The following is a 19,703-nucleotide window of genomic DNA, read 5'->3' on the forward strand; positions in this document are numbered from 1 at the left end:
TCCTGTCAAAAGATGTTTCAGCAAAAAATTGCTTTGTCCTTTACTTTGCCTAATGAACGTCATGCTCGCAGTAAATAATTTCCGAAATCACATCTTTAGAATCCAATTTCACATAAAAGCTCTTGTGCAGGAATTTTTGCCCTCTTGCGTTATAGGCATATTTCAACCAGCCGATCATATAATGCGTATCAGAACGGCCTCCGCCAATATAATCATCCTCCCAGCCGTTCATTTTCAGGTAACCGTCCAAACGAATCTGGCTGTCAGTATTAAGCAGCTGGCCGACAGCATAGCCTGCCATCATGCCATGAAGCTTATTGATTTTCACCTCACTAACTCTGTTTTTTGACGAATCTATATAGAACAAGCGCGGTCCGACCTGCATCTTTTTATCGGCATAGGAGATAGTATCATCAGTATTCTTTTCCACACGCCCCAAGTAATAGGCATTTGAAGCAAAAATTTCCGGATCCATAATCCAATCTGCTTCGAGGGCAGCATTAAAACGTCCTGCCGCGCTGGCAGCTTGCGTGGTTGTATCAAGATATTTGCTTGCCATAAAACCAACATGCCCCTTTTCAGTAGTACCAAGAAGCCATTTGTATTCACTGTTTACTACATCCACAACTCTGCTTACATAAAATTTATCTCCTCTTTGCAGCATGGTGATAACAGCACAGTCAGTATTAGGCTGTGTTCTGACATTAACATCAGTTGCGTTGCAATATACCTCCAGCGGCCAGCCGGGATAAGACCTGAGCTCGTTGGCTAAATAATCTGTGTTAACTTCAGCAAAGGCAGTGTTGGCAAATATTGCCAGTCCAAGCGCTGCGCTTAAGAATAATTTCTTTTGCATATCAATCCCTCCACTTCCTGCCATCTGCGTTACGGGCAGTTGTTTTCCTGATTATATTTTAGCGTAAAAATAAGAAAAGCGCCCCACCCGAATGCGCGAATTCGGGTAGGGCGAGTGGAAATTTTTTTGTGGGAGGAAGGTATGTTTTTATGCCTCATCAAACTCCTGCAAGCGTTTCAACCATATATTATCTCTATTATCCCATAATCCCCCGAAAACTTTCTTCCCCCAAGTGCTATTTTCAACAATTCAGTGTATAATTAAAGCATAAATAATTTCAGAAACGGAGAATCCTCACATGAACTGCTTACTGATTAAAAACGCGGATGTCTATGCTCCGCAGCCCCTCGGAATCGTCGACCTCCTGATCATCAACGACAAAATCGCCAAAATAGGCCAACAGCTCACCGCACCGCAAGGCTTAGACTGCCAAATTCTTGACGCCCAAAAGCGCAAGGTAGTCCCCGGTTACGTTGACCAGCACGTGCATATTATCGGCGGCGGCGGTGAATCCGGTCCCTACAGCCGTACTCCGGAAATCAACCTCAGCGAGCTGACAAAGGTTGGCATTACTACCGTAGTAGGCGTTTTAGGTACAGACGGCACCTCCAGACACAACGAAAGCCTGCTGGCGAAGGCCAGAGGCCTGACGCATGAAGGCATCACCGCGTACATGCTCACCGGCTCTTACGAAATCCCCCTGCATAACATGACCGGTGATGTGCGCCGCGATATCATCCTGATTAACGAATGCCTTGGCATCGGCGAGGTTGCTTTATCCGACCACAGAAGCTCGCAGCCTACTCGCGCGGAGCTGGAAAAGGTGCTTACGCAGGCTCGCCTGGGCGGTATGCTTTCCGGCAAAGCCGGCGTTGTGCAGTTCCACATGGGCGTAGGCAAGCGTGGCATGGATGTCTTGTTGGCGATTGTACGCGAAACAGAAATCCCCACACGTCATTTTATCCCCACCCACGTCAACCGTGCCTTCCATCTTTTTGAACAGGCCAAGGAATTTGCCCGCTTAGGCGGTTATGTAGATATCACCTCCGGCATCAGGGAGCAGGACGGCTTCCCCGCCTGCGTGAAGCCCAGTGATGCCATCAAAATTCTTTACGAAGAGGGCGTGCCGATGGACAAAGTCACCATGAGCTCGGATGCCAACGGCTGCATGAGCGTAACGCTTCCGGACGGCAGGCAAAAGCAGCTTGCTGTATCGCCGGATTCCTTCCAGGAGGAGGTTAAGGATGCTCTGCTTGCAGGCGTTCCTACGGATGTTGTAGCAAAGGTTGTCAGCAGTAATCCTGCGCAGGCGAACGGCTTATATCCGCAAAAGGGCTGCCTGCAGCCTGACAGTGATGCTGACCTGATTATTTACAGTGACACCTATGACATAGATACTGTAATTGCCAAAGGTCAAATCATGGTGGCAGCAGGTGAAGCGCTTGTAAAAGGTACTTTTGAAAAATAAAAAGGGTAAGTTGTAAAAAAGGATTCCGCCAGACTACCTGCATCAGGTAAGCTGCGGAATCCTTAAATTTTTTTGGGGAACTATGGTATTAGAAGCTTATATCCTCTCTGCCATAACCCTGCACCTTTTCTTATAAAAGGCAATGCCATACGCCCAAATATCCTCACGTCCCTCATCACGCAAATATTCGTCATAATGGCGCTCATGTATCTGCTGCAAAGCTTTCGCGCACGCGCCGTCCAGCTCCGTAATCCCGCTAACGCTCTTCAGCTCAATAACAAGTCCGGCATCAGGATCATCGGTTTCTACTATTATATCAGCAAAGCCATCGCCTGCTTCCCTATTAGAACGCACCAGCCACTCAGCATTACCGATAAGCAAGCCTGCCAAAAATAAGTGATAGCTGTTTTCCCTATCCTTTGCTTGTCCCTTGATATCAAAAAGGCTGATAGTATTACTCAAAGTCTTGTTTAAGTATCTTTCTGCTGCCTTGGCAGCACCTTTTGCTAAAGCCTGCCAAAAAAGCTCCAGCTGCTCCGTATTGGCAAAAACAGTGCGCTTAAACCAATCCTGTATTTGCAGCTTATAAACCTCTCTAACCTCCGCGTTAGGGATAACAAGCTTATAAGCACCATCCTCTGTCATGCCTGCCTGAGTCAGATAACCAGTCGTAAACAAAACGCTCCAAAGATTCTCGATATTATTATCAATCTCATCATAGGTCAAATCAAGACGCAAATGCTTTTCTATCTGCTCACCTGCAACAAGACGCTCCAGTTCATCCCTTGTGGATTTATCTGCCTTATCCACAAAACGCTTCACTAAAGCATTGCTACTGGTGTTAATCCAGTAAGCCTGCGGCTTTGCCTGAGCATCATAGCGTAGCAAATCCACGTAATTGATTACATCCCAAGGGCAATATACATCGGCATCGCCAAAGCGGTAACCGTCATACCATTCCTTGATTTCCGGTAAATGCTCCTCCAAATGATAGGCAGCAAGCAGCTGGCTCACCTCATCTTCAGTAAAACCAAACTGTTCATCAAAACGCGGATCAGTTATAGAAAGCACCTTAAAATTATTCATGCCGGTGAAAATGCTTTCCTTCGATACGCGCAGACAGCCTGTCAAAACAGCAAACTTCAAAAAAGGATTGCTTTTTAACGCATTGCCAAATATGCCTCTGAGCAGCGTAACCATTTCTCGGTAATAGCCATTTTGAAAGGCCTTATCCAAAGGAACATCGTATTCATCAATAAGAAGGATAGCCTGCTTATCATAATGCTTACACAAAAGTCCTGACAGCTTTTGCAAAGAGGTGACAAGGATTTTTTCATCCATAGTGCATATTCCCTCACGCATAGCAATCAGCGCACGGTATTCATCCTTATCCTTTTCGGTAAGCTTGTCACTAGCAAGCAAAAAAGCGAAGCGTCTGGCTTCATTGGCAACTATGTTAGTAAATGCATAGCTTGCTTGCTCAAAGCTCTCGCCGTCAACTCCCTTGAGCGAAATAAACAGCACAGGGAATTTTCCAAGATACTGCTCGCAAAGCGGCTGCTTTTCAGCTATATAAAGTCCATCAAACAGAGTTCTGTCCGTACCTATTTCAAAAAAGCACTTGAGCATGCTCATATTTAAAGTCTTGCCGAAGCGACGCGGTCTTGTAAACAGATTTACTGCGCCCCAGTTCTCCAAAAGCTGCTCAACAAGCCTTGTTTTATCAACATAATAAAATTCACTTTTGCGGATTTCTTCAAAGCTGTCTATGCCTACAGGCAGCTTTAATTGCTTAGTCATTATATAACACGCTCCCTTCTGAAGCTGTTCGGGAAGTATTGAAAGGATGTCTTCATATTCTGTTTTAACCATATATTCTCATCTTCATAGCGCATTTCAATGCTGTCCTATTGGTCACCCACAGAGGTAACATAGGTCAGATATTCCGCTGCGATGAAACGGATGGTTATTTCGGCTTTGTCTTTTAGCAAGTAAAAAGCACCCTTTTTACTTTATCATTATATCCAACCCTTCTTCTTAAACTCCTCAATTCGAGCTAAGTCTTCCTCTGAAGGTAATTCTGCCTTATCTTCGTCGACAGGAATATTTAAATATTCGTTGTTCCATCTATTTAAAATCTTAACTACCTCATCCGATACACGAATGTCTCGCTTCATGATAGAGTCCACATTCCAATCCATTACATCCGAAGTTCCCATAGCATTTGTGATTCCAATCTTAGAAGTAGCATACTCTTTTTTCTTCTTCTTGAAATAGCCATTGCCTGCAACAATATTCAACTTCTTTTCAAATGGCAGCTTGTTGCCTATGTGCTCTATTTTCTCCTTTATCGTTGAATCCGACTCTTTTGGAAAGTAGTTGGTCTGCCACTTCTGTGGGAAGATATGCTCAATCTCCCATTTTGCAGGAAGCAAATCATCTTGATGCTCATAGGCAAGCGTCTTTAAAAGCATACGCACTGTATTACGATTAGGATTCTGAATATATGGTTCCAGCTGGGGCATATCAATAACCTTAAACTCAAATGCAGGTACAATCGAAACAACAATTGCAGAATTCAATTTCAAGATATCTGGTTTTACAGCATTGATTGTAGGTGTCATCAAATACTTTGTCATCAGCTCCATAAGTAACTTATTCAAGAACAAAGCAAATCTTTTTTCAAAATTCACCTCATTTCTGTAGCAAACGTAGTAAATGACAACCGGATATTTCCAGAACTCATTTGGATATGAAGTCAATGTATCAAGTGTCTGCCTAATTTTTTTGTTTTTAGACCAATCTTCACCTTCTAGCTCTTCACCCTTGTTTACAACCTTCCACAGATTCAAAATCACAAAAAGGGTATCTAAAAGTTCTGGCTTATATAAACGTTCAAATTTATTGGCTGCGTAATACTTTCTAACGCCAGGAGTAGTAGTCTTAGTATCCTTGTCCAGTGCCCGGTAATAAAACATATTGTAGTAGAAAAGCTGTTGTATACTTTCATTCGCATCTGTAGCTTGCTCATCTAACTCTTTCCAACGCTCTATAAATGCCTTTTTGGCATCCTGTTCAAGTTGGTTGTAAATCTTCGCTTTGAAAATATCCGCATCTGATAAAGGAAGACCTCTATCATTTAATGTTGAGAAAATCGTCAACGCAGTATCCTGAGTGTCAGCTTTAATCGGAAGCAAGATAGCTTGGTTCAAAAGAGCATATATAAACTGGTAAACCATCAAAGGATTCTCTTTAGAATGCTTATCAAACAACTCTTGGAAATATCGATAATTCTTCGAATAATTGTCTTTCGCATTTTCATCAGCATTTCCAGTCTCCAAAATAGAACGTAAGATTTCATTACCATCGTTATTTACAACACGTGAATTTAAAAGAATGTTCTTGAAATCCACCGTTCCAGTGAGTTTATTGGTACGCCAGATTGTAGGCTCAATCTTTCCAATAAAATTGTTGGCCTCTGCTGTTCTCTCAGATGTTGCTGTTGCAACAAGTTTTGTATAAATAGCACGCAATAACAGAAAAAGTGATGTGATACGCTGCTGCCCATCAATTATTTCCTGCTCACCATTTTCATTTTCGTAAGAAACTACACTTCCCAAAAAATAGGAACTCTCTCTTTCTGTTCCACCACTTATAGCAGTAAACTCCCATAAATCCTCAAAGAGAGTTTCTACCTGTTCGACAGTCCAAGCATAAGGACGCTGGTATTCTGGTATAACAAACGGCTTTGATTTTCCGCTACCTAGAAGTGTCTCCACGCTTTGCTTATTAACTTCTATTGTTGTTGGCATATCATCTGCCTCCCTATAATATCTATCCTACTGACCACAAACTACCAAAACGCTTAATTTTTTTTATTTGTGTTTGCTTTTTCGTTTTCAAAAGGTCTATTCAAAAGGAGTATTTCAATTATTTTTCATACTGCTAATTCTGTACTTTAGTCAACAGCACCACAATTTCAGCAGTTCACCGTCCCCAATCATGCTTCGCTTTCGCTCGCATTCTTGGACGGCTAACACATAGCGCACACCAGCTGCTCACCGCGTCGCTCAGCTCCTAGTGAGCAGGGTGACGCACTCAACATGGCTCGTCATCGGGAACATATCCACCGGCTGCGCCACAATCGCCTTATATCCATGCTGCTCCATAAACGCCAGATCACGCGCCAAGGACGCAGTATTGCAGGACACATAAACAACGCGCTCAGGCTGCACATCCGCAATCGCCGCCAGCACCTTCTGCTCGCAGCCCGCACGCGGAGGATCAACTACCACAACATCCGGACGTACGCCGCCGGCCAGCAGCTTCGGCAGCTCTACCGCCGCATCACCGCAGATAAATTCCGCATTAGCGCATTTATTCTCTTCAGCATTCTTCTTCGCATTCTCAATCGCAGGCGCCACAATCTCAATACCATAAACCTGTTTAGCGTGACGCGCAAGATACAACGAAATCGTACCCGTACCGCAATAAACGTCCACTACGGTTTCCCTGCCGCTCAGCGCCGCAAACTCCAATGCCTTATTATACAGCTTTTCTGCCTGCTCGCTGTTCACCTGGAAGAAGGCCTGCGCGGAAATATGGAAGCTCAGGCTGCCCAGGCTGTCCTTAATCGATTCCGGTCCGTACAGCACACGCGTCTTGCTGCCCATGACCACGTTCGTCTGCTTTTTATTAATATTCTGCACTACGCTCACAAGGCCCGGAACATGGCGCTTCAGCCATTCAATTAGCACGCCGCGGTGCGGAATGTCATAGCCGGAGGTAATGATAACCGCCATCACCTCGCCGCTGTGCACGCCCACGCGTCCCATAATATGGCGCACGATTCCCTTGCCTGTCTTTTCGTCATAAGCGCTGATGTTATAATGCTGCATCCAGGTGCGCACCGTTTTCATAATCGCATTGTTCGCTTCCTTGGAAATCATGCAGGCATCCGTATCTACAACGCTGTGCGTTGCCGTTGCATAGCAGCCTATCTGCAGCACGCCTTCGGCATCCGCTGCCGCCGGGAACTGCATCTTGTTGCGGTAGCTCCATGGCTCCGCCGCCCCCAACACCGGCAATGCCTCCAACTCCAGATGTCCGATTCTGGTAAGCGCATCCTGCACCTGCTGACGCTTGCACGCCAGCTGTCCCTTATAGCTCAAATGCTGCAGCTGGCAGCCGCCGCATTCCTTGTACACCGGGCACGCAGGCTCCACACGCTCGGCAGACGCTTTGACAATCTCCTCCAGTGCACCAACTGCATAGCTTTTCTTTACCAAGGTAATTTTTACGCGCACCTCTTCCTCAGGCAGTGCTCCCTTAACGAAAACCGTAAAGCCCTCGTACTTGCCTACGCCCTCACCGCTGCTGCCAAGACCATTAATCGTTAATGTAATATTATCACCCTGTTTTACGGGAATTATCTGCTTCATATATTTCCACCTGACCTTTTCGATTTTATTGCATATATATCTAATTATATCACAAAAACAGTCTGCAAAGAAACAGCAGCACACTAAGATAATGCTATGCATCAATACAAACGCTTATCTTACGTCCTAAATAACGCTTTGCATCTTTCCGGTGATTGTGATAAGTGTGCAACATTTTCCACAAAACTATATACTTTGCATATAACATAAGCTATAATTAAGTTAGGGACATTGAGTTTCCAGGTCTAAAAATGTTTCATTTTGCGAAAGGAGCGATGCACAATGGCAGTAAAATTTTTGAAATGTTCTATTTGCGGTAATATCGTTGGCCTGATTCAGGACGGTGGCGGCGAGCTTGTCTGCTGCGGTAAGCCGATGCAGGAGCTTGTTGCCAACACAGAAGACGCAGCGCAGGAAAAGCACGTGCCGGTTATTACCACCAGCGGCAGCACAGTACGTGTTGCTGTAGGCAGCGTGGAGCATCCCATGATTGAAAAGCACTACATCCAATGGATTTATCTGCAGACAACCCATGGCGGTCAGCGCTATATTTTAAAGCCCGGTGACAAGCCGGAGGCGGTCTTTGCACTTGCCGGCGATGCAGCTCCGATTGCTGCTTATGCATATTGCAACCTGCACGGACTGTGGGCAGCAAAGCTGTAACAGCTAATGCCTTACACTAACAAAATATTCCTCTGATAAGTGTCGGAATCTTGATTTGCTTTAACCTGGCTCAAGACTTCCGGCACTTATTTTATTTCGGGCAAAAATAAAACCAGCCTCCGATAATGCTATCTTCAATAGCATACCGGAGACCGGTTAAATTACAAAAACAATCACACGAGGTCTATAACGTTAAACCTCAAGGCTTGTCCAAAAAGCACAGTGGAAGAATTATTTTTCTACCCACAGGCCTTTCTCGTCTTTTTTGTAGCCGGCAAATTCGATTGCCAGCGCAGCCATAACCTTGGTTGCGTCTTTAATCTGTACGTTCAGCTCTTCTGCACGGATGAAATCATCGTGGCACATTTCGCTGGGGTTTTTGCTGGTCAGTAAAACGTATTCGTTTTGCATTGCTACAAGTGCTTTTGCTTCTGCATTAAATTGTTCCATTAGACTAATCTCCTTAGCTTTTATTATTGTACGATAACGCTCAGGTCACCAACAGCATGGGTAATATCCTTAACTGCTGCCAACAGTGCCAGACGGTTGTTCTTCACGCGAACGTCCTCGTCCATAACCATAACGTCTTCGAAGAATTTGTTGATTGGGTCAACCAGCTTAACTGCTTCAGCCAGAACTGCAGCATAGTCATACTTGGTTGCTGCAACCAGCACTTCCTTGCTGGCTGCCATAGCAGCATTGTGCAGAGCGCCTTCAGCTTCAACTGCAAAGAGCTGCGGGTTGATAGCGGATTCCTCTTCAATCTTCTTGCACAGGTTAGCAACACGGGTTGCAGCCTGAATCAGTGCCGGAGCCTCTGCGGAAGCAACGAAGCTGTTCAGAGCCTTAGCACGGGCAACAAGGTCAGTGAAGTCATCGTTCATCTGGTCAGCCAGAACTGCGTCAACTACGTCATAACGGATGCCCTGATCCATCAGCATGTTGCGCAGGCGCTGTTTCATGAACTCAGCAATCTGCGGTACGAGCTTTTTGGTGTCCTCAGCAGGGATATTCAGCAGGTACAGAGCGCCGGCAATAATCTTGTACAGGGACAGATGATAGTTGCCGTCAATCAGAATGTTGATGATGCCCAGAGCCTGACGGCGCAGTGCATACGGATCCTGAGAGCCGGTCGGAGCCAGACCGCGGCTGAAGGTAGCGCAGATGTTGTCCAGCTTATCAGCAATACCGGTCAGACGGCCGATATCAGTCTTCGGCAGCTCGTCACCGGCAAAGCGCGGCAGATAATGCTCGTAAATACCCAGTGCAACCTCAGGTGCTTCACCATCGAGCTTAGCATATTCGCGGCCCATAACGCCTTGCAGCTCGGTGAATTCGATAACCATGCCGGTTACCAGGTCGCATTTGCACAGCAGTGCAGTGCGCTCCAGCTTTTCTTTGTCAACCTTGGCATTGATAGCCATAGCCAGCATATCAACAGCCTGTACCAGACGGTTGCTCTTATCATTCATATTGCCCAGGCCTTCCTGGAAGGAAACGGTTTTGAGTTTTTCCAGACGGTCAGCCAAAGATTGTTTTCTATCTTCATTGAAGAAGAATTCAGCGTCGCTCAGACGTGCACGCAGTACGCGCTCGTTACCATGAGCAACAATTTCCAGATGCTCCTTGCCACCATTGCGGACGGTGATGAACTTGTTCAACAGGGAGCCATCCTCTGCCAGTACCGGGAAGTAACGTTGATGCTCACGCATCGGGGTGATGATGCATTCCTTCGGCAGGGTGAGAAATTTCTCTTCGAATTTGCCGCACAGAGCAGTCGGCCATTCTACCAGATAGTTTACTTCCTCCAGCAGGTCTTCGTTGATTTCAGCATGACCGCCTTCAGCAATTGCCAGGTCGGTAACCTGTTGACGGATCAGCTCACGGCGAGCGTCCTGGTCAACCATAACATAGTTGTCATACATAACCTTTTCATAGGAATCAGCATCAGGGATTTCTACAGCGCCGATAGTGCCGATAGCAGCGGAAGCTACGGCGTTCTTAGCCTTGCTCTTTACGGTGTCGAACAGAGCCTTGGCAGCATCGCCGATGGACTCATGAGCTTTGGCGTTATCCAGAGCGGAAGGACGCAGGAAGCGATGACCGCGGCTGAATTTACCGGATTTCACGCCGGTGATTTCAACAGGGATAACTTCATCGCCGAAAAGTGCAACCAGCCAGCGGATAGGACGGACAAATTTGAATTCATGGTCTGCCCAACGCATGTTTTTCGGGAAGTTCAAGCTGGTCAGGATATCCATTAATAAGCCAGGCAGCAAATCCTTAACCGGTTGGCCTGCCAGATGCTTAACAGCATATACATAATCATCACGAACAACGAGCTCTTTTACGTCAACGCCCTGGCCGCGAGCAAAGCCGATAGCTGCTTTGGAAGGAGCGCCGCTTACGAAAGCGATTTTTGCGGAAGGACCTTTAGCCTCAACAGTGCTGTCCTCCTGAGCCTCGGCAACGCCGCTGGCAATGAAGGTCATACGACGGGGAGTGCCATAGGTTTTAACTGCTTCGAAGGGAATGCGCAGCTCAGTCATTTTCTTTTCTGCCAAATCCTTTAATTGTGCCAGAATGGCAGGCATAAATTTCGCAGGAATCTCTTCTGTACCAATTTCAAAAAGTAATTTTTCCATTATTTATTCTCCCCTTTCTTAAGCAGCGGGAAGCCCATTTCTTCACGTTGTGCTACATAAGCCTTTGCACACAGGCGGGCCATCGCACGTACACGGCCGATGTAGGCAGTACGTTCACTTACGCTGATTGCTCCGCGGGAATCCAGCAGGTTGAATGCATGGGAGCATTTCAGAACGTAATCATAAGCAGGACGGATATAACCAAGCTCGATAACGCGCTTAGCTTCTGCTTCATATTTGTCGAACAGGTCAAACAGCAGCGCAGTGTCTGCTACCTGGAAGTTGTAGAAGGATTGCTCTACCTCGTTGGTGTGGAAAACGTCACCGTAGGTAACATCGCCAACCCATTGGATATCGAATACGTTTTCTACGCCCTGGATATACATAGCCAGACGCTCCAGGCCGTACGTGATTTCAACAGTTACAGGCTTAACGTCAATGCTGCCTACCTGTTGGAAGTAGGTAAACTGGGTGATTTCCATACCATCCAGCCAAACCTCCCAGCCCAGGCCCCAAGCGCCCAGAGTCGGAGATTCCCAGTTATCCTCTACAAAGCGGATATCATGCTCCTCCTGATGAATGCCGAGCTCAGCCAGGCTCTGCAGATACAGCTCCTGAATGTTTTCCGGAGAGGGCTTTACGATAACCTGGAACTGATGATGCTGGAACAGACGGTTCGGGTTATCACCGTAACGGCCGTCTGCCGGGCGGCGGGAAGGCTCTACGTAAGCCACACGCCAGGGTTCAGGTCCGAGTACGCGTAAAAAGGTAGACGGGTTCATTGTGCCTGCGCCTTTTTCGATGTCATAGGGCTGTGCCATAATGCAGTTTTGGCCTGCCCAGAATTTTTGCAGCTTCAAAATAATTGTCTGAAAATCCATGTTTTACCTCCTATATTTGTTACAAAGACGGCAATGGCAGCAGCTTTGTCCAAAAACAAAAAGCACCCGCGTCCCCGTAACATAAATGTTACAGGGACGGAGTGCATACAGCTCAAACTCCGCGGTTCCACCCTGCTTGACTGCAATTATCTGCAGCCCGCCTCAATCAATTTTCTTTTGCAGCTCCAAAGTGCCTTCATCTGCCTTTGCCGCCTTGCACTGTCACGGCTCGCTGAGTTTGCAGACTACTACTCTTCTTCTTAGCTTAACTGTTAGTATATAAAATGCTGCGCTATTTGTCAAGAGCAACCGGCAAGAAATACAGAAAACAAAAAGAGATGCTGCTAAAAGTTTGTTTATGTGCTATACTCACAAACAGAAGACAACCGTGTTGCAGGGTGGCGTTGCCCCATTCTTAAATAGAATGGATGTGATGTCTATGAAGCATTTCACTTTTCAGGACCTAATGGCTTTTGGAATGTTCATTTTGGCATTGCTGACCTTTATTTTTCTGTTTTGTAAATAATGCGTGCATAGAAAAACCGCCCCAAAACTTTGCCCAGTAGCGGAGCGGATTTTTCTAAACCACTTACTTAAGGCAACCCACCTCTGTGGGCGGTTGTCTTTCTATGTTCAATATATCACAAAAGACTAGCTTTTGCAAGTAATACAGAACGAACTTACTTTTTTTTCACACCTTGACGGCGGTTGCTGCCTGTTTTGGGAGCCTTGCGCTTATCAGCAACAGCATTGCGTCCGCGCTTAGGTGCAGCAGGCTTCTTCTTTTTGGCAGCCACAGCGACACGACGTGCTACAACCTCACCTTCCAGGTTTTGGCGTTCCATCAGAATGCCCAGTTTATTTTCAATATTACGCAGCCATTTAACCTCGTCGGCAGTATAAAGCGTAATTGCTTCGCCCTCATTGCCTGCGCGTCCGGTACGGCCGATGCGGTGAACATACCAGTCAACATCATGCGGAATATCATAGTTCACAACATGGGTTACACCTTCAACGTCCAATCCGCGGGCAGCCAGGTCGCTGGCAACAAGAATCTGGATTTTAGCATCACGGAAGGCCTTCATAACAGTTTTGCGCTTTGCGGGAGACATTTCGCCATGCAGCACATCAACGTTATAGCCCTGCATGCCCAGCCAGTCGCCCAGCTCCTTGGTGCGCTCCTTGCTCATGCAGAAAACAATCATCAGATACGGGTTCAGGCGGTCAATAAGTGCTGCGACAGCCTTATTCTTGTATTCGTCGGTTGTTTTCAGGCAAATCTGCTTGATTTTCTCCACGGTAGCCTGGTCCGGGTTAATATCAATCAGCGCGCAGTTTTTCGTCAGCTTGCGTCCCAGCTTGCGCACCTCTTCCGACAGCGTTGCGGAGCAAAGCATCGTCTGATGCTCCGGCGCGGTCATAGCAATCAGCTCCAGCGCTTCATCCATAAAGCCCTGCAGCAGCATTTCGTCTACCTCGTCCAATACCAGATAACGCACACCGCCAAGATCGGTATTACCCTTGCGGATATGGTCCAGCAGACGGCCGGGAGTACCAATCAGCACATGGCTGCGTCCCTCCAGCTTATATTTCTGCGTTTCAAAATCACGTCCGCCGGTAACAGCCAGCACCTTGATATCGCTTTCGCCCAGGATTTTTTTCATTTCGGTGGCAATCTGCTGTGCCAGCTCGCGTGTCGGCGTAATTACCAGTGCCTGCACGTAGCTTTTGGCAATGTCGATTTTTTCTGCCAGCGGTACCAAAAACGCCAGTGTCTTGCCTGTGCCAGTCTGCGCACGGGCGATTACGTCACGTCCGGCAAACAGCGCCGGGATAGCCTGCTCCTGTACCGGCATCGGCTTTTTGATGCCCATTTTCTGGAGCTGCTCTACAGTGTGCGCACAAACCTTTAAGGCTGCAAATCCATTTGTCATTTCACATTCCTCTTTTCCTTATAAATTTATCTTCAGACCTTATGGCCTTTTTTCTTTATAACTTTAGTATTATATCATAAATCAGGCAGGAACGGAAAGATGCTGTAAAGTTTTTCCAGCCAAAATAATTGCATCAGCCTGAAAAATATCCCTGCTTGTGATGGCTAAGGCTGTAATAACACAGCTTACAAAGCCAAGGCGCAACAGCGCCAAAAAGCCCCTGTCGGCAATTGCCGGCAGGGGCCTTGGCTTATTCAGCCTATTCGGCTTATATTTACTTTTACATTACGCCTCTAAAATAGTGGCCTCTTGTAGTACCGGGCAGATTTTCCGGTGCTTCCACCGCACCGCCGATAATCTTGCGGTACAGCGCCACAAGCTCGCCCAAGCGTGCTGCATCGTAATCACGTCCGTCAATGCGAAGCGCCGCTACGCCTGCTTCCGCCATATGCTGTACATTGGCAGTCATCGAAAGCTCATGCGCGTTCAGAATATGCATACGGCAGAACTGGTCCGTCACAATCGGGAAGCGTGCATCCTTGCGGTCACCCAGGAACAACGGCTCTGCACAGTTAAACTTGCAGGCCCCCTTATCCAGCGCACCCAGGAAGCTGCCGCCTACGCAGTATTCGGAAACCATCATCTCCAAACGTCCCTGAATCATGCACTCCAACGGCAGCGGGCTGACGCTCACAAGATGCTCAACCTGCGCCATAGTCAGCTCCGGACTAAGCACTGCACCTACAGCACCCTGCTCCTGCCAGAACTGCAGCGTCTGGCTGTTGAAGATGTTCAAAGACATGTCTGCCACCAGGTTGAGGCCGACGTACTTCTTCGCCAAGGGCCACAAGCCGTTGTTGTTGATATAAACAAAATCCGGCTGCAGCTCTTCCCACAATTTGAAGAGCTTATCGAAATATGCCAGCTGTGCTTCCTTGATGATACGCGGTGTTGCAAAGGCCAGCTGACGGCCTGCCTTGCGCACCAGCTTCGTAGCCTTGGCATAATCCGCCTCAGACGGCAGCTGATGGTTGAAGCAGTCACCGCCGAAGAGAATGCGCTCCGCACCTGCCTGCAACGCAGCGTTGACCTTGTCAACGCTGTCGCAATGCACTACCAGAACGGACTCATGCTGCTTGGCCTTATGTGCCTGCGGCACCAGCTGCTCGCTGAAGCTGTGCACCGCAGTGCGCGCCGGTGCGAAAGCACTCAGGCGCGCAGCATCCAGCGCCTCGCACGCCATGCGGCGTGCTTCGTTCATTTCGCTCATCGGCACCATAACATTTTCATCATGCTCAAAGATCAGGCTGTTCAGGAAATATTCGGTCGTACCGAGGCGGTCCAGCTGCTTACGCACGCCCGCCTCGTCCAGCGCACGCTTGCGTGCTGCCTCTACGATAAAATCTGTTTCGCCATAACCGACGTTGCCTTCATCGTCCGTCAGCGTAACCGTCATCGGCTCGCCCAGACGCGCAGTAACTACGGCATCTACCGGAATACGCTTTTTGGCGTCCGGTCCGAAGAACTGCTGCGCATAGCTCATCAGTCTGCTGTCGAGTGTACGGAAAACGCGGTCATTCAAGCGTACACCGTTAGGCACATCAATCGTTACCTGCTGGCCGGGGGCAGCGCTCTGCACACTATTGCCGCCACACAGCATATCCGTAACGGTGGTGCCAACACGTCCGCCGACACTTACCCAGAACTCCAGGCCATCGCCAAGATGCAGCTCCTTATCCAGCTTAATAACTGCCTTATTGCGGTTTTTATCCAGCTTTGCAACACGGCCGATAAGCACACCGCGGTTGTTGGGACGGCGGTCACTCATCATCGTGCGTCCGGGACGACGCTCCAGATAGGCAGTGGTAAAATCGCGGTTGAAGATTTGCTCGATATTCGCTAAATCCTCCTCCGGCACATTGTAGTCACCGGCAAGATAGCTGTCAATCGCGCGGCGATAAGCATCTACTACTACCGCAACATATTCCGGGCGCTTCATGCGTCCTTCGATTTTGTAGGACACAACGCCTGCGTCAATCAGCTGCGGCAGGATGCTCAGTGTATTCATATCCTTAGGGCTCAGCAGATACTGGCCTGCATCCTTGCCCTGCAGCATATCCTCATCCTTCGCGTTGAGCAGCTTATACGGCAGACGGCAAGGCTGAGCACAGCGTCCGCGGTTACCGCTGCGGCCACCGATAAGACTGCTCATCAGGCATTGTCCGCTATAGCAGACGCACAATGCACCATGAATAAAGGTTTCAATTTCACTGCCGCGGCTGCAGGCTGCGCCGATTTCTTTCAGGCTCAGCTCGCGCGCCAATACGCTGCGCTCCATGCCTGCGCTCATAGCGAAGTCTACACCACTGCTATTTGTAATACTCATCTGCGTGCTGGCGTGCAGCGGCAGCTCCGGCACAATTTTCTGCGCCAGGCGGATAACGCCCAAATCCTGCACAATCAGTCCGTCTACACCCACGTTGTTCAAGAACAACAGATAATCGGACAAAGCTTCCAGCTCACTGTCATCTACAAGAGTATTGACCGTAATATAAAGGCGTACATGGTGCATGTGAGCAAAGTACACCGCCTTCGCCATTTCCTCTTCATCAAAATTGCTGGCATAGGCACGTGCTCCAAAGGCTTTACCGCCCATATATACAGCATCGGCGCCGGCGTTTACCGCTGCCTCCAAGGCTTCCCAGCTGCCTGCGGGAGCAAGCAGTTCTATTGTTTTCTTTTCCATATGTTATCTACCTTTCACGCACTGCTGCCTGCAGTCTTTCATATCTGGCCTGCAGCTCTTGCAGCTCCTGTACCAGGGCAGCATTTCTTTGCTGCATCTGCTGTTCCATTGCAGTATATTGCTCCTGCAATTGCTGCTCTGCTGCTATACATTTTTGCTGCATTTCCTGCTCCATAGCAGTACACTTTTCCTGCATCTCCTGCTTCAAAGCAACGCATTTTTCCTGCAGCTCCAATCTTTCAGCTGCCAGGTCAAGTGCCGTCCAGATAGCCAGCTTATCCGTCTGCAGCAGCTTTTTGTTTTCTGCCAGCTCCTGCATTCTTCTGTCTACCTCTGCTGCTATTTTCAGTACCTGCTCTTCGGAGGCAGAGGTCGTTAATGCATAGGTACTGTTATATATTTTTACAGAAACTGATGCTTTTTCCATAAACACATCCTCTAGCTTATTCCGCGATAACGGTAAAATTAAAGCTTTGCAGGCTCAGCTTTTCCCAGGAGCGCTTGTAATCCATGCGGATATTATAGGTGCCTGGCTTAGTAACTGCCAGCACCAGAATTTCAATGCCGGGTGCGCCAACTCTTTCCTCTTCACTGCGCGGAATGGTAAACGAACTGCCTACCCTGCTTACTGCCGGTGAGCTGCAGCTATATTCCCAGCCATAGCCGGTGGAAGGATTGCTGTCCAGCTTAAGCGCTATCAGTCCGCTTGCAGGCAGACGTAATGTTTTGCCTGCCGCCTTATCGGTAATCTTCGCCAGCTGCAGTAAGCGACCTGCTTCACCGATGCGCAACGAGGTAACTACCTCTTTATAAGGCACGAAGCTGCTGTACGCTGCATTTTTCTTGCTGCGCACAAACAAGCCCTCTTCACCAAAGAGCACATTGTCATAATCACCCAAAGCGGTCTTTACATTATCGTTATCGACAAAGAAGTCCGTAACCTCGAACTCTCTGCCAGTAGTCAAATCAAGATTTAAACCGGTGTACGCCTTGCGTCCGCCATTATCTGCTTCCAGCAAAAGGCTCACCAGGCTCGGACGGTTCAGCATCACCTTATAGGTCACGCTTCCCTGACCGCCAACCTCTTTTACCAGCTTAGCTGCAGCGTCACGCACCAAAGCGTTAGCCTGTGTTTCCAGCTCTACAGAATTACTGCCATCAATATAAGGCAGCGTTGCCGTAGCTTTTCCGACAGAGGTCTGTTCTGTCAGCACCGTGGTCTGCTGGTCTGCCAGTACCGGCAGCGATAAGCATAAGCATAATAATGTTGTCAACAGGATTTTCATAGCCTGCAGCTCCTTTCCAAAAACATTTCCCGGGACATATTAAGCTGCAATATGCCCTGTAAAAATTAAGCAGGAAGAATGCCCTCCTGCTTAATTAAAGCAATCGCGCTAAAACTAGCCGCCAATCGCTATTTTACAATCATAAACTTTTAATGTATTCAACAGCCTTTTCCAGACGTGCCAGAGTTCTTTCCTTGCCCAACAGCACCATAACATCAAACATGCCGGGGCTTACAGTGCGTCCGGTCAGAGCCAGACGAGTCGGATGGATAACCTTGCCCAGAGCCAGGCCATTATCAGCAGCAATCTTGTTATAAGCTGCTTCGGTAGAAGCCAGGTCATAAACATCGTCAGCCTTAATTGCTGCAATGCACTGTTCCAGTACAGGAATATTTTCTGCCTTGAAGTGCTTAGCTACGCCCTTTTCATCATACTCTTCAACATCCTTGAAGAAGTAGGTGGAAGCATCGGCAACCTCCTGCAGAGTTTTAACGCGTACACGTACAACATCTACGAGCTTTTCAAAATATGCTTCATTGGCAGCATCGTTGAACCATTCTTCGGTTACCAGGCCATCTTTAACGAAGAAGGGTTTGGCATCCGGCAGAATTTTTGCCAGCGGCAGCTCGGACAGATATTGACCGTTCATCCAGGTGAGTTTTTTGGTGTCGTAAATAGCAGCCTTTTTGCTCATCTGCTCCAGCTCAAACAGCTTAACTGTTTCTTCCAGAGTGAAGATTTCGCGCTCGTCGCCAGGGCCCCAGCCAAGCAGAGTCAGGTAGTTGATGATTGCTTCCGGCAGATAGCCTTGGCTGCGGAATTCTTCAACAGAGGTTGCGCCGTGGCGTTTGCTCAGCTTGGAACGGTCCATAGCCAGAATCATCGGCATATGACCAAACTTAGGCGGCTCCCAGCCCAGTGCTTCATAAACCAGCAGCTGCTTCGGAGTGTTGGAAAGATGCTCTTCCGCACGCAGTACGTGAGTCATGCCCATCAGATGGTCATCGACACAAACAGCGAAGTTATAGGTAGGAATACCGTTGGATTTTACAATAACAAAATCGTCGAACTGATCCATGTTAAAGGTAACCTCGCCATGAATCAGGTCATGTACGGTAATGCTGCCTTCAGCAGGAATCTTGATACGGATAGAATACGGTTCGCCTGCAGCGATACGTGCTTTAGCCTCTTCTGCCGGAATATCGCGGCAGGTGCGGGCATAGCGGAACGGTTGCTTAGCAGCGCGTTGTTTTTCACGTTGTGCAGCCAAATCCTCAGTAGTGCAGAAGCAGTAGTATGCTTTGCCTTCATCCAGCAGCTGCTGAGCATATTTTCTGTAGATATCAAAGCGCTCGGACTGATAGTACGGACCGTATTCACCGCCTGCTTCCGGGCCTTCGTCCCAATTGATGCCCAACCATTTCAGGCTGGTAAGAATCTGGCTTACAGAATCCTCTTTCAAACGTTCAATATCGGTATCTTCGATACGCAGAATCAGCTTGCCGCCCATTTTGCGGGCAAACAGCCAGTTGAACAGCGCAGTACGCGCACCACCAATATGTAAATACCCAGTAGGACTGGGAGCAAATCTTACTCTGACTTCAGACATTTCATCGTCTCCTTACATTTTAATTACAAATATAGATTGTCAACCAGATTAATTATACAGCTTTACAGAAAAAAGTGCAAATATTAATCTGCATTGCCGTCTGCTTTTATTTTTCTTCATGATTCAAAGAAAAAACATTTCCGAACGTCTTCGTTCATAGAAAACGTCTTTTAT

Annotated in this window: 14 protein-coding genes; 2 read left to right on the forward strand and 12 right to left on the reverse strand. The window is 47.8% G+C overall.

The window, feature by feature from the left end; all coding sequences use genetic code 11:
• Nucleotides 1-49 precede the first annotated feature (49 nt).
• Nucleotides 50-856: an SH3 domain-containing protein gene (locus Q0G26_RS04150; protein WP_293828867.1), complete on the reverse strand. Its 807-nt coding sequence runs from the start codon at nt 854-856 to the stop codon at nt 50-52.
• A gap of 298 nt (nt 857-1,154) precedes the next feature.
• Between Q0G26_RS04150 and iadA the strand changes: the two genes are divergently transcribed.
• Nucleotides 1,155-2,324: a beta-aspartyl-peptidase gene (gene iadA / locus Q0G26_RS04155; protein ID WP_293828869.1), complete on the forward strand. Its 1,170-nt coding sequence runs from the start codon at nt 1,155-1,157 to the stop codon at nt 2,322-2,324.
• 96 nt (nt 2,325-2,420) lie between these two features.
• Here the strand turns inward: iadA and Q0G26_RS04160 are convergent, their stop codons facing one another.
• From Q0G26_RS04160 to rlmD, 3 genes are all read right to left on the reverse strand, one after another.
• Nucleotides 2,421-4,124 carry an AAA family ATPase gene (locus Q0G26_RS04160; protein WP_293828870.1) on the reverse strand — a complete coding sequence of 568 codons (1,704 nt, stop codon included), beginning with the start codon at nt 4,122-4,124 and terminating at the stop codon, nt 2,421-2,423.
• Nucleotides 4,125-4,342: 218 nt separating this feature from the next.
• Nucleotides 4,343-6,136 (reverse strand): DUF262 domain-containing HNH endonuclease family protein, encoded by a 1,794-nt coding sequence (locus tag Q0G26_RS04165; protein WP_293828871.1) that lies wholly within the window; start codon nt 6,134-6,136, stop codon nt 4,343-4,345.
• Between the two features lie 258 nt (nt 6,137-6,394).
• On the reverse strand, nt 6,395-7,765 hold the full coding sequence (gene rlmD, locus Q0G26_RS04170) for a 23S rRNA (uracil(1939)-C(5))-methyltransferase RlmD (protein ID WP_293828872.1): 1,371 nt from the start codon (nt 7,763-7,765) through the stop codon (nt 6,395-6,397).
• Nucleotides 7,766-8,047: 282 nt separating this feature from the next.
• Between rlmD and Q0G26_RS04175 the strand changes: the two genes are divergently transcribed.
• Nucleotides 8,048-8,428, forward strand: a complete 381-nt coding sequence (locus Q0G26_RS04175; RefSeq protein ID WP_293828873.1) for a desulfoferrodoxin — start codon at nt 8,048-8,050, stop codon at nt 8,426-8,428.
• Nucleotides 8,429-8,659: 231 nt separating this feature from the next.
• Here Q0G26_RS04175 and Q0G26_RS04180 read toward each other — a convergent pair whose 3' ends face one another.
• The 8 genes from Q0G26_RS04180 to gltX all read right to left on the reverse strand — a co-directional run bounded on the left by Q0G26_RS04180 (nt 8,660) and on the right by gltX (nt 19,529).
• Nucleotides 8,660-8,878 (reverse strand): hypothetical protein, encoded by a 219-nt coding sequence (locus Q0G26_RS04180; RefSeq protein ID WP_293828874.1) that lies wholly within the window; start codon nt 8,876-8,878, stop codon nt 8,660-8,662.
• A 23-nt stretch (nt 8,879-8,901) separates the two neighbouring features.
• Nucleotides 8,902-11,073 carry a glycine--tRNA ligase subunit beta gene (gene glyS, locus Q0G26_RS04185; protein WP_293828875.1) on the reverse strand — a complete coding sequence of 724 codons (2,172 nt, stop codon included), beginning with the start codon at nt 11,071-11,073 and terminating at the stop codon, nt 8,902-8,904.
• Nucleotides 11,073-11,954 (reverse strand): glycine--tRNA ligase subunit alpha, encoded by an 882-nt coding sequence (gene glyQ, locus Q0G26_RS04190; protein ID WP_293828876.1) that lies wholly within the window; start codon nt 11,952-11,954, stop codon nt 11,073-11,075. The genes glyS and glyQ overlap by 1 nt, the downstream gene beginning before the upstream one ends.
• A gap of 680 nt (nt 11,955-12,634) precedes the next feature.
• Nucleotides 12,635-13,888 (reverse strand): DEAD/DEAH box helicase, encoded by a 1,254-nt coding sequence (locus Q0G26_RS04195; RefSeq protein WP_293828877.1) that lies wholly within the window; start codon nt 13,886-13,888, stop codon nt 12,635-12,637.
• 280 nt (nt 13,889-14,168) lie between these two features.
• Nucleotides 14,169-16,634, reverse strand: a complete 2,466-nt coding sequence (locus Q0G26_RS04200; protein WP_293828878.1) for a U32 family peptidase — start codon at nt 16,632-16,634, stop codon at nt 14,169-14,171.
• Nucleotides 16,635-16,641: 7 nt separating this feature from the next.
• A complete protein-coding gene (gene zapA / locus Q0G26_RS04205; RefSeq protein WP_293828879.1) occupies nt 16,642-17,061 on the reverse strand; it encodes a cell division protein ZapA in 420 nt (139 codons plus the stop codon).
• 16 nt (nt 17,062-17,077) lie between these two features.
• Nucleotides 17,078-17,920: a protease inhibitor I42 family protein gene (locus Q0G26_RS04210; RefSeq protein ID WP_293828880.1), complete on the reverse strand. Its 843-nt coding sequence runs from the start codon at nt 17,918-17,920 to the stop codon at nt 17,078-17,080.
• A gap of 139 nt (nt 17,921-18,059) precedes the next feature.
• Nucleotides 18,060-19,529, reverse strand: coding sequence for a glutamate--tRNA ligase (gene gltX, locus Q0G26_RS04215; RefSeq protein WP_293828881.1), 1,470 nt, complete (start codon nt 19,527-19,529; stop codon nt 18,060-18,062).
• Nucleotides 19,530-19,703: the final 174 nt, after the last annotated feature.

It is taken from the genome of uncultured Phascolarctobacterium sp., from assembly GCF_934190775.1.
Classification (GTDB): Bacteria; Bacillota; Negativicutes; order Acidaminococcales; family Acidaminococcaceae; genus Phascolarctobacterium_A.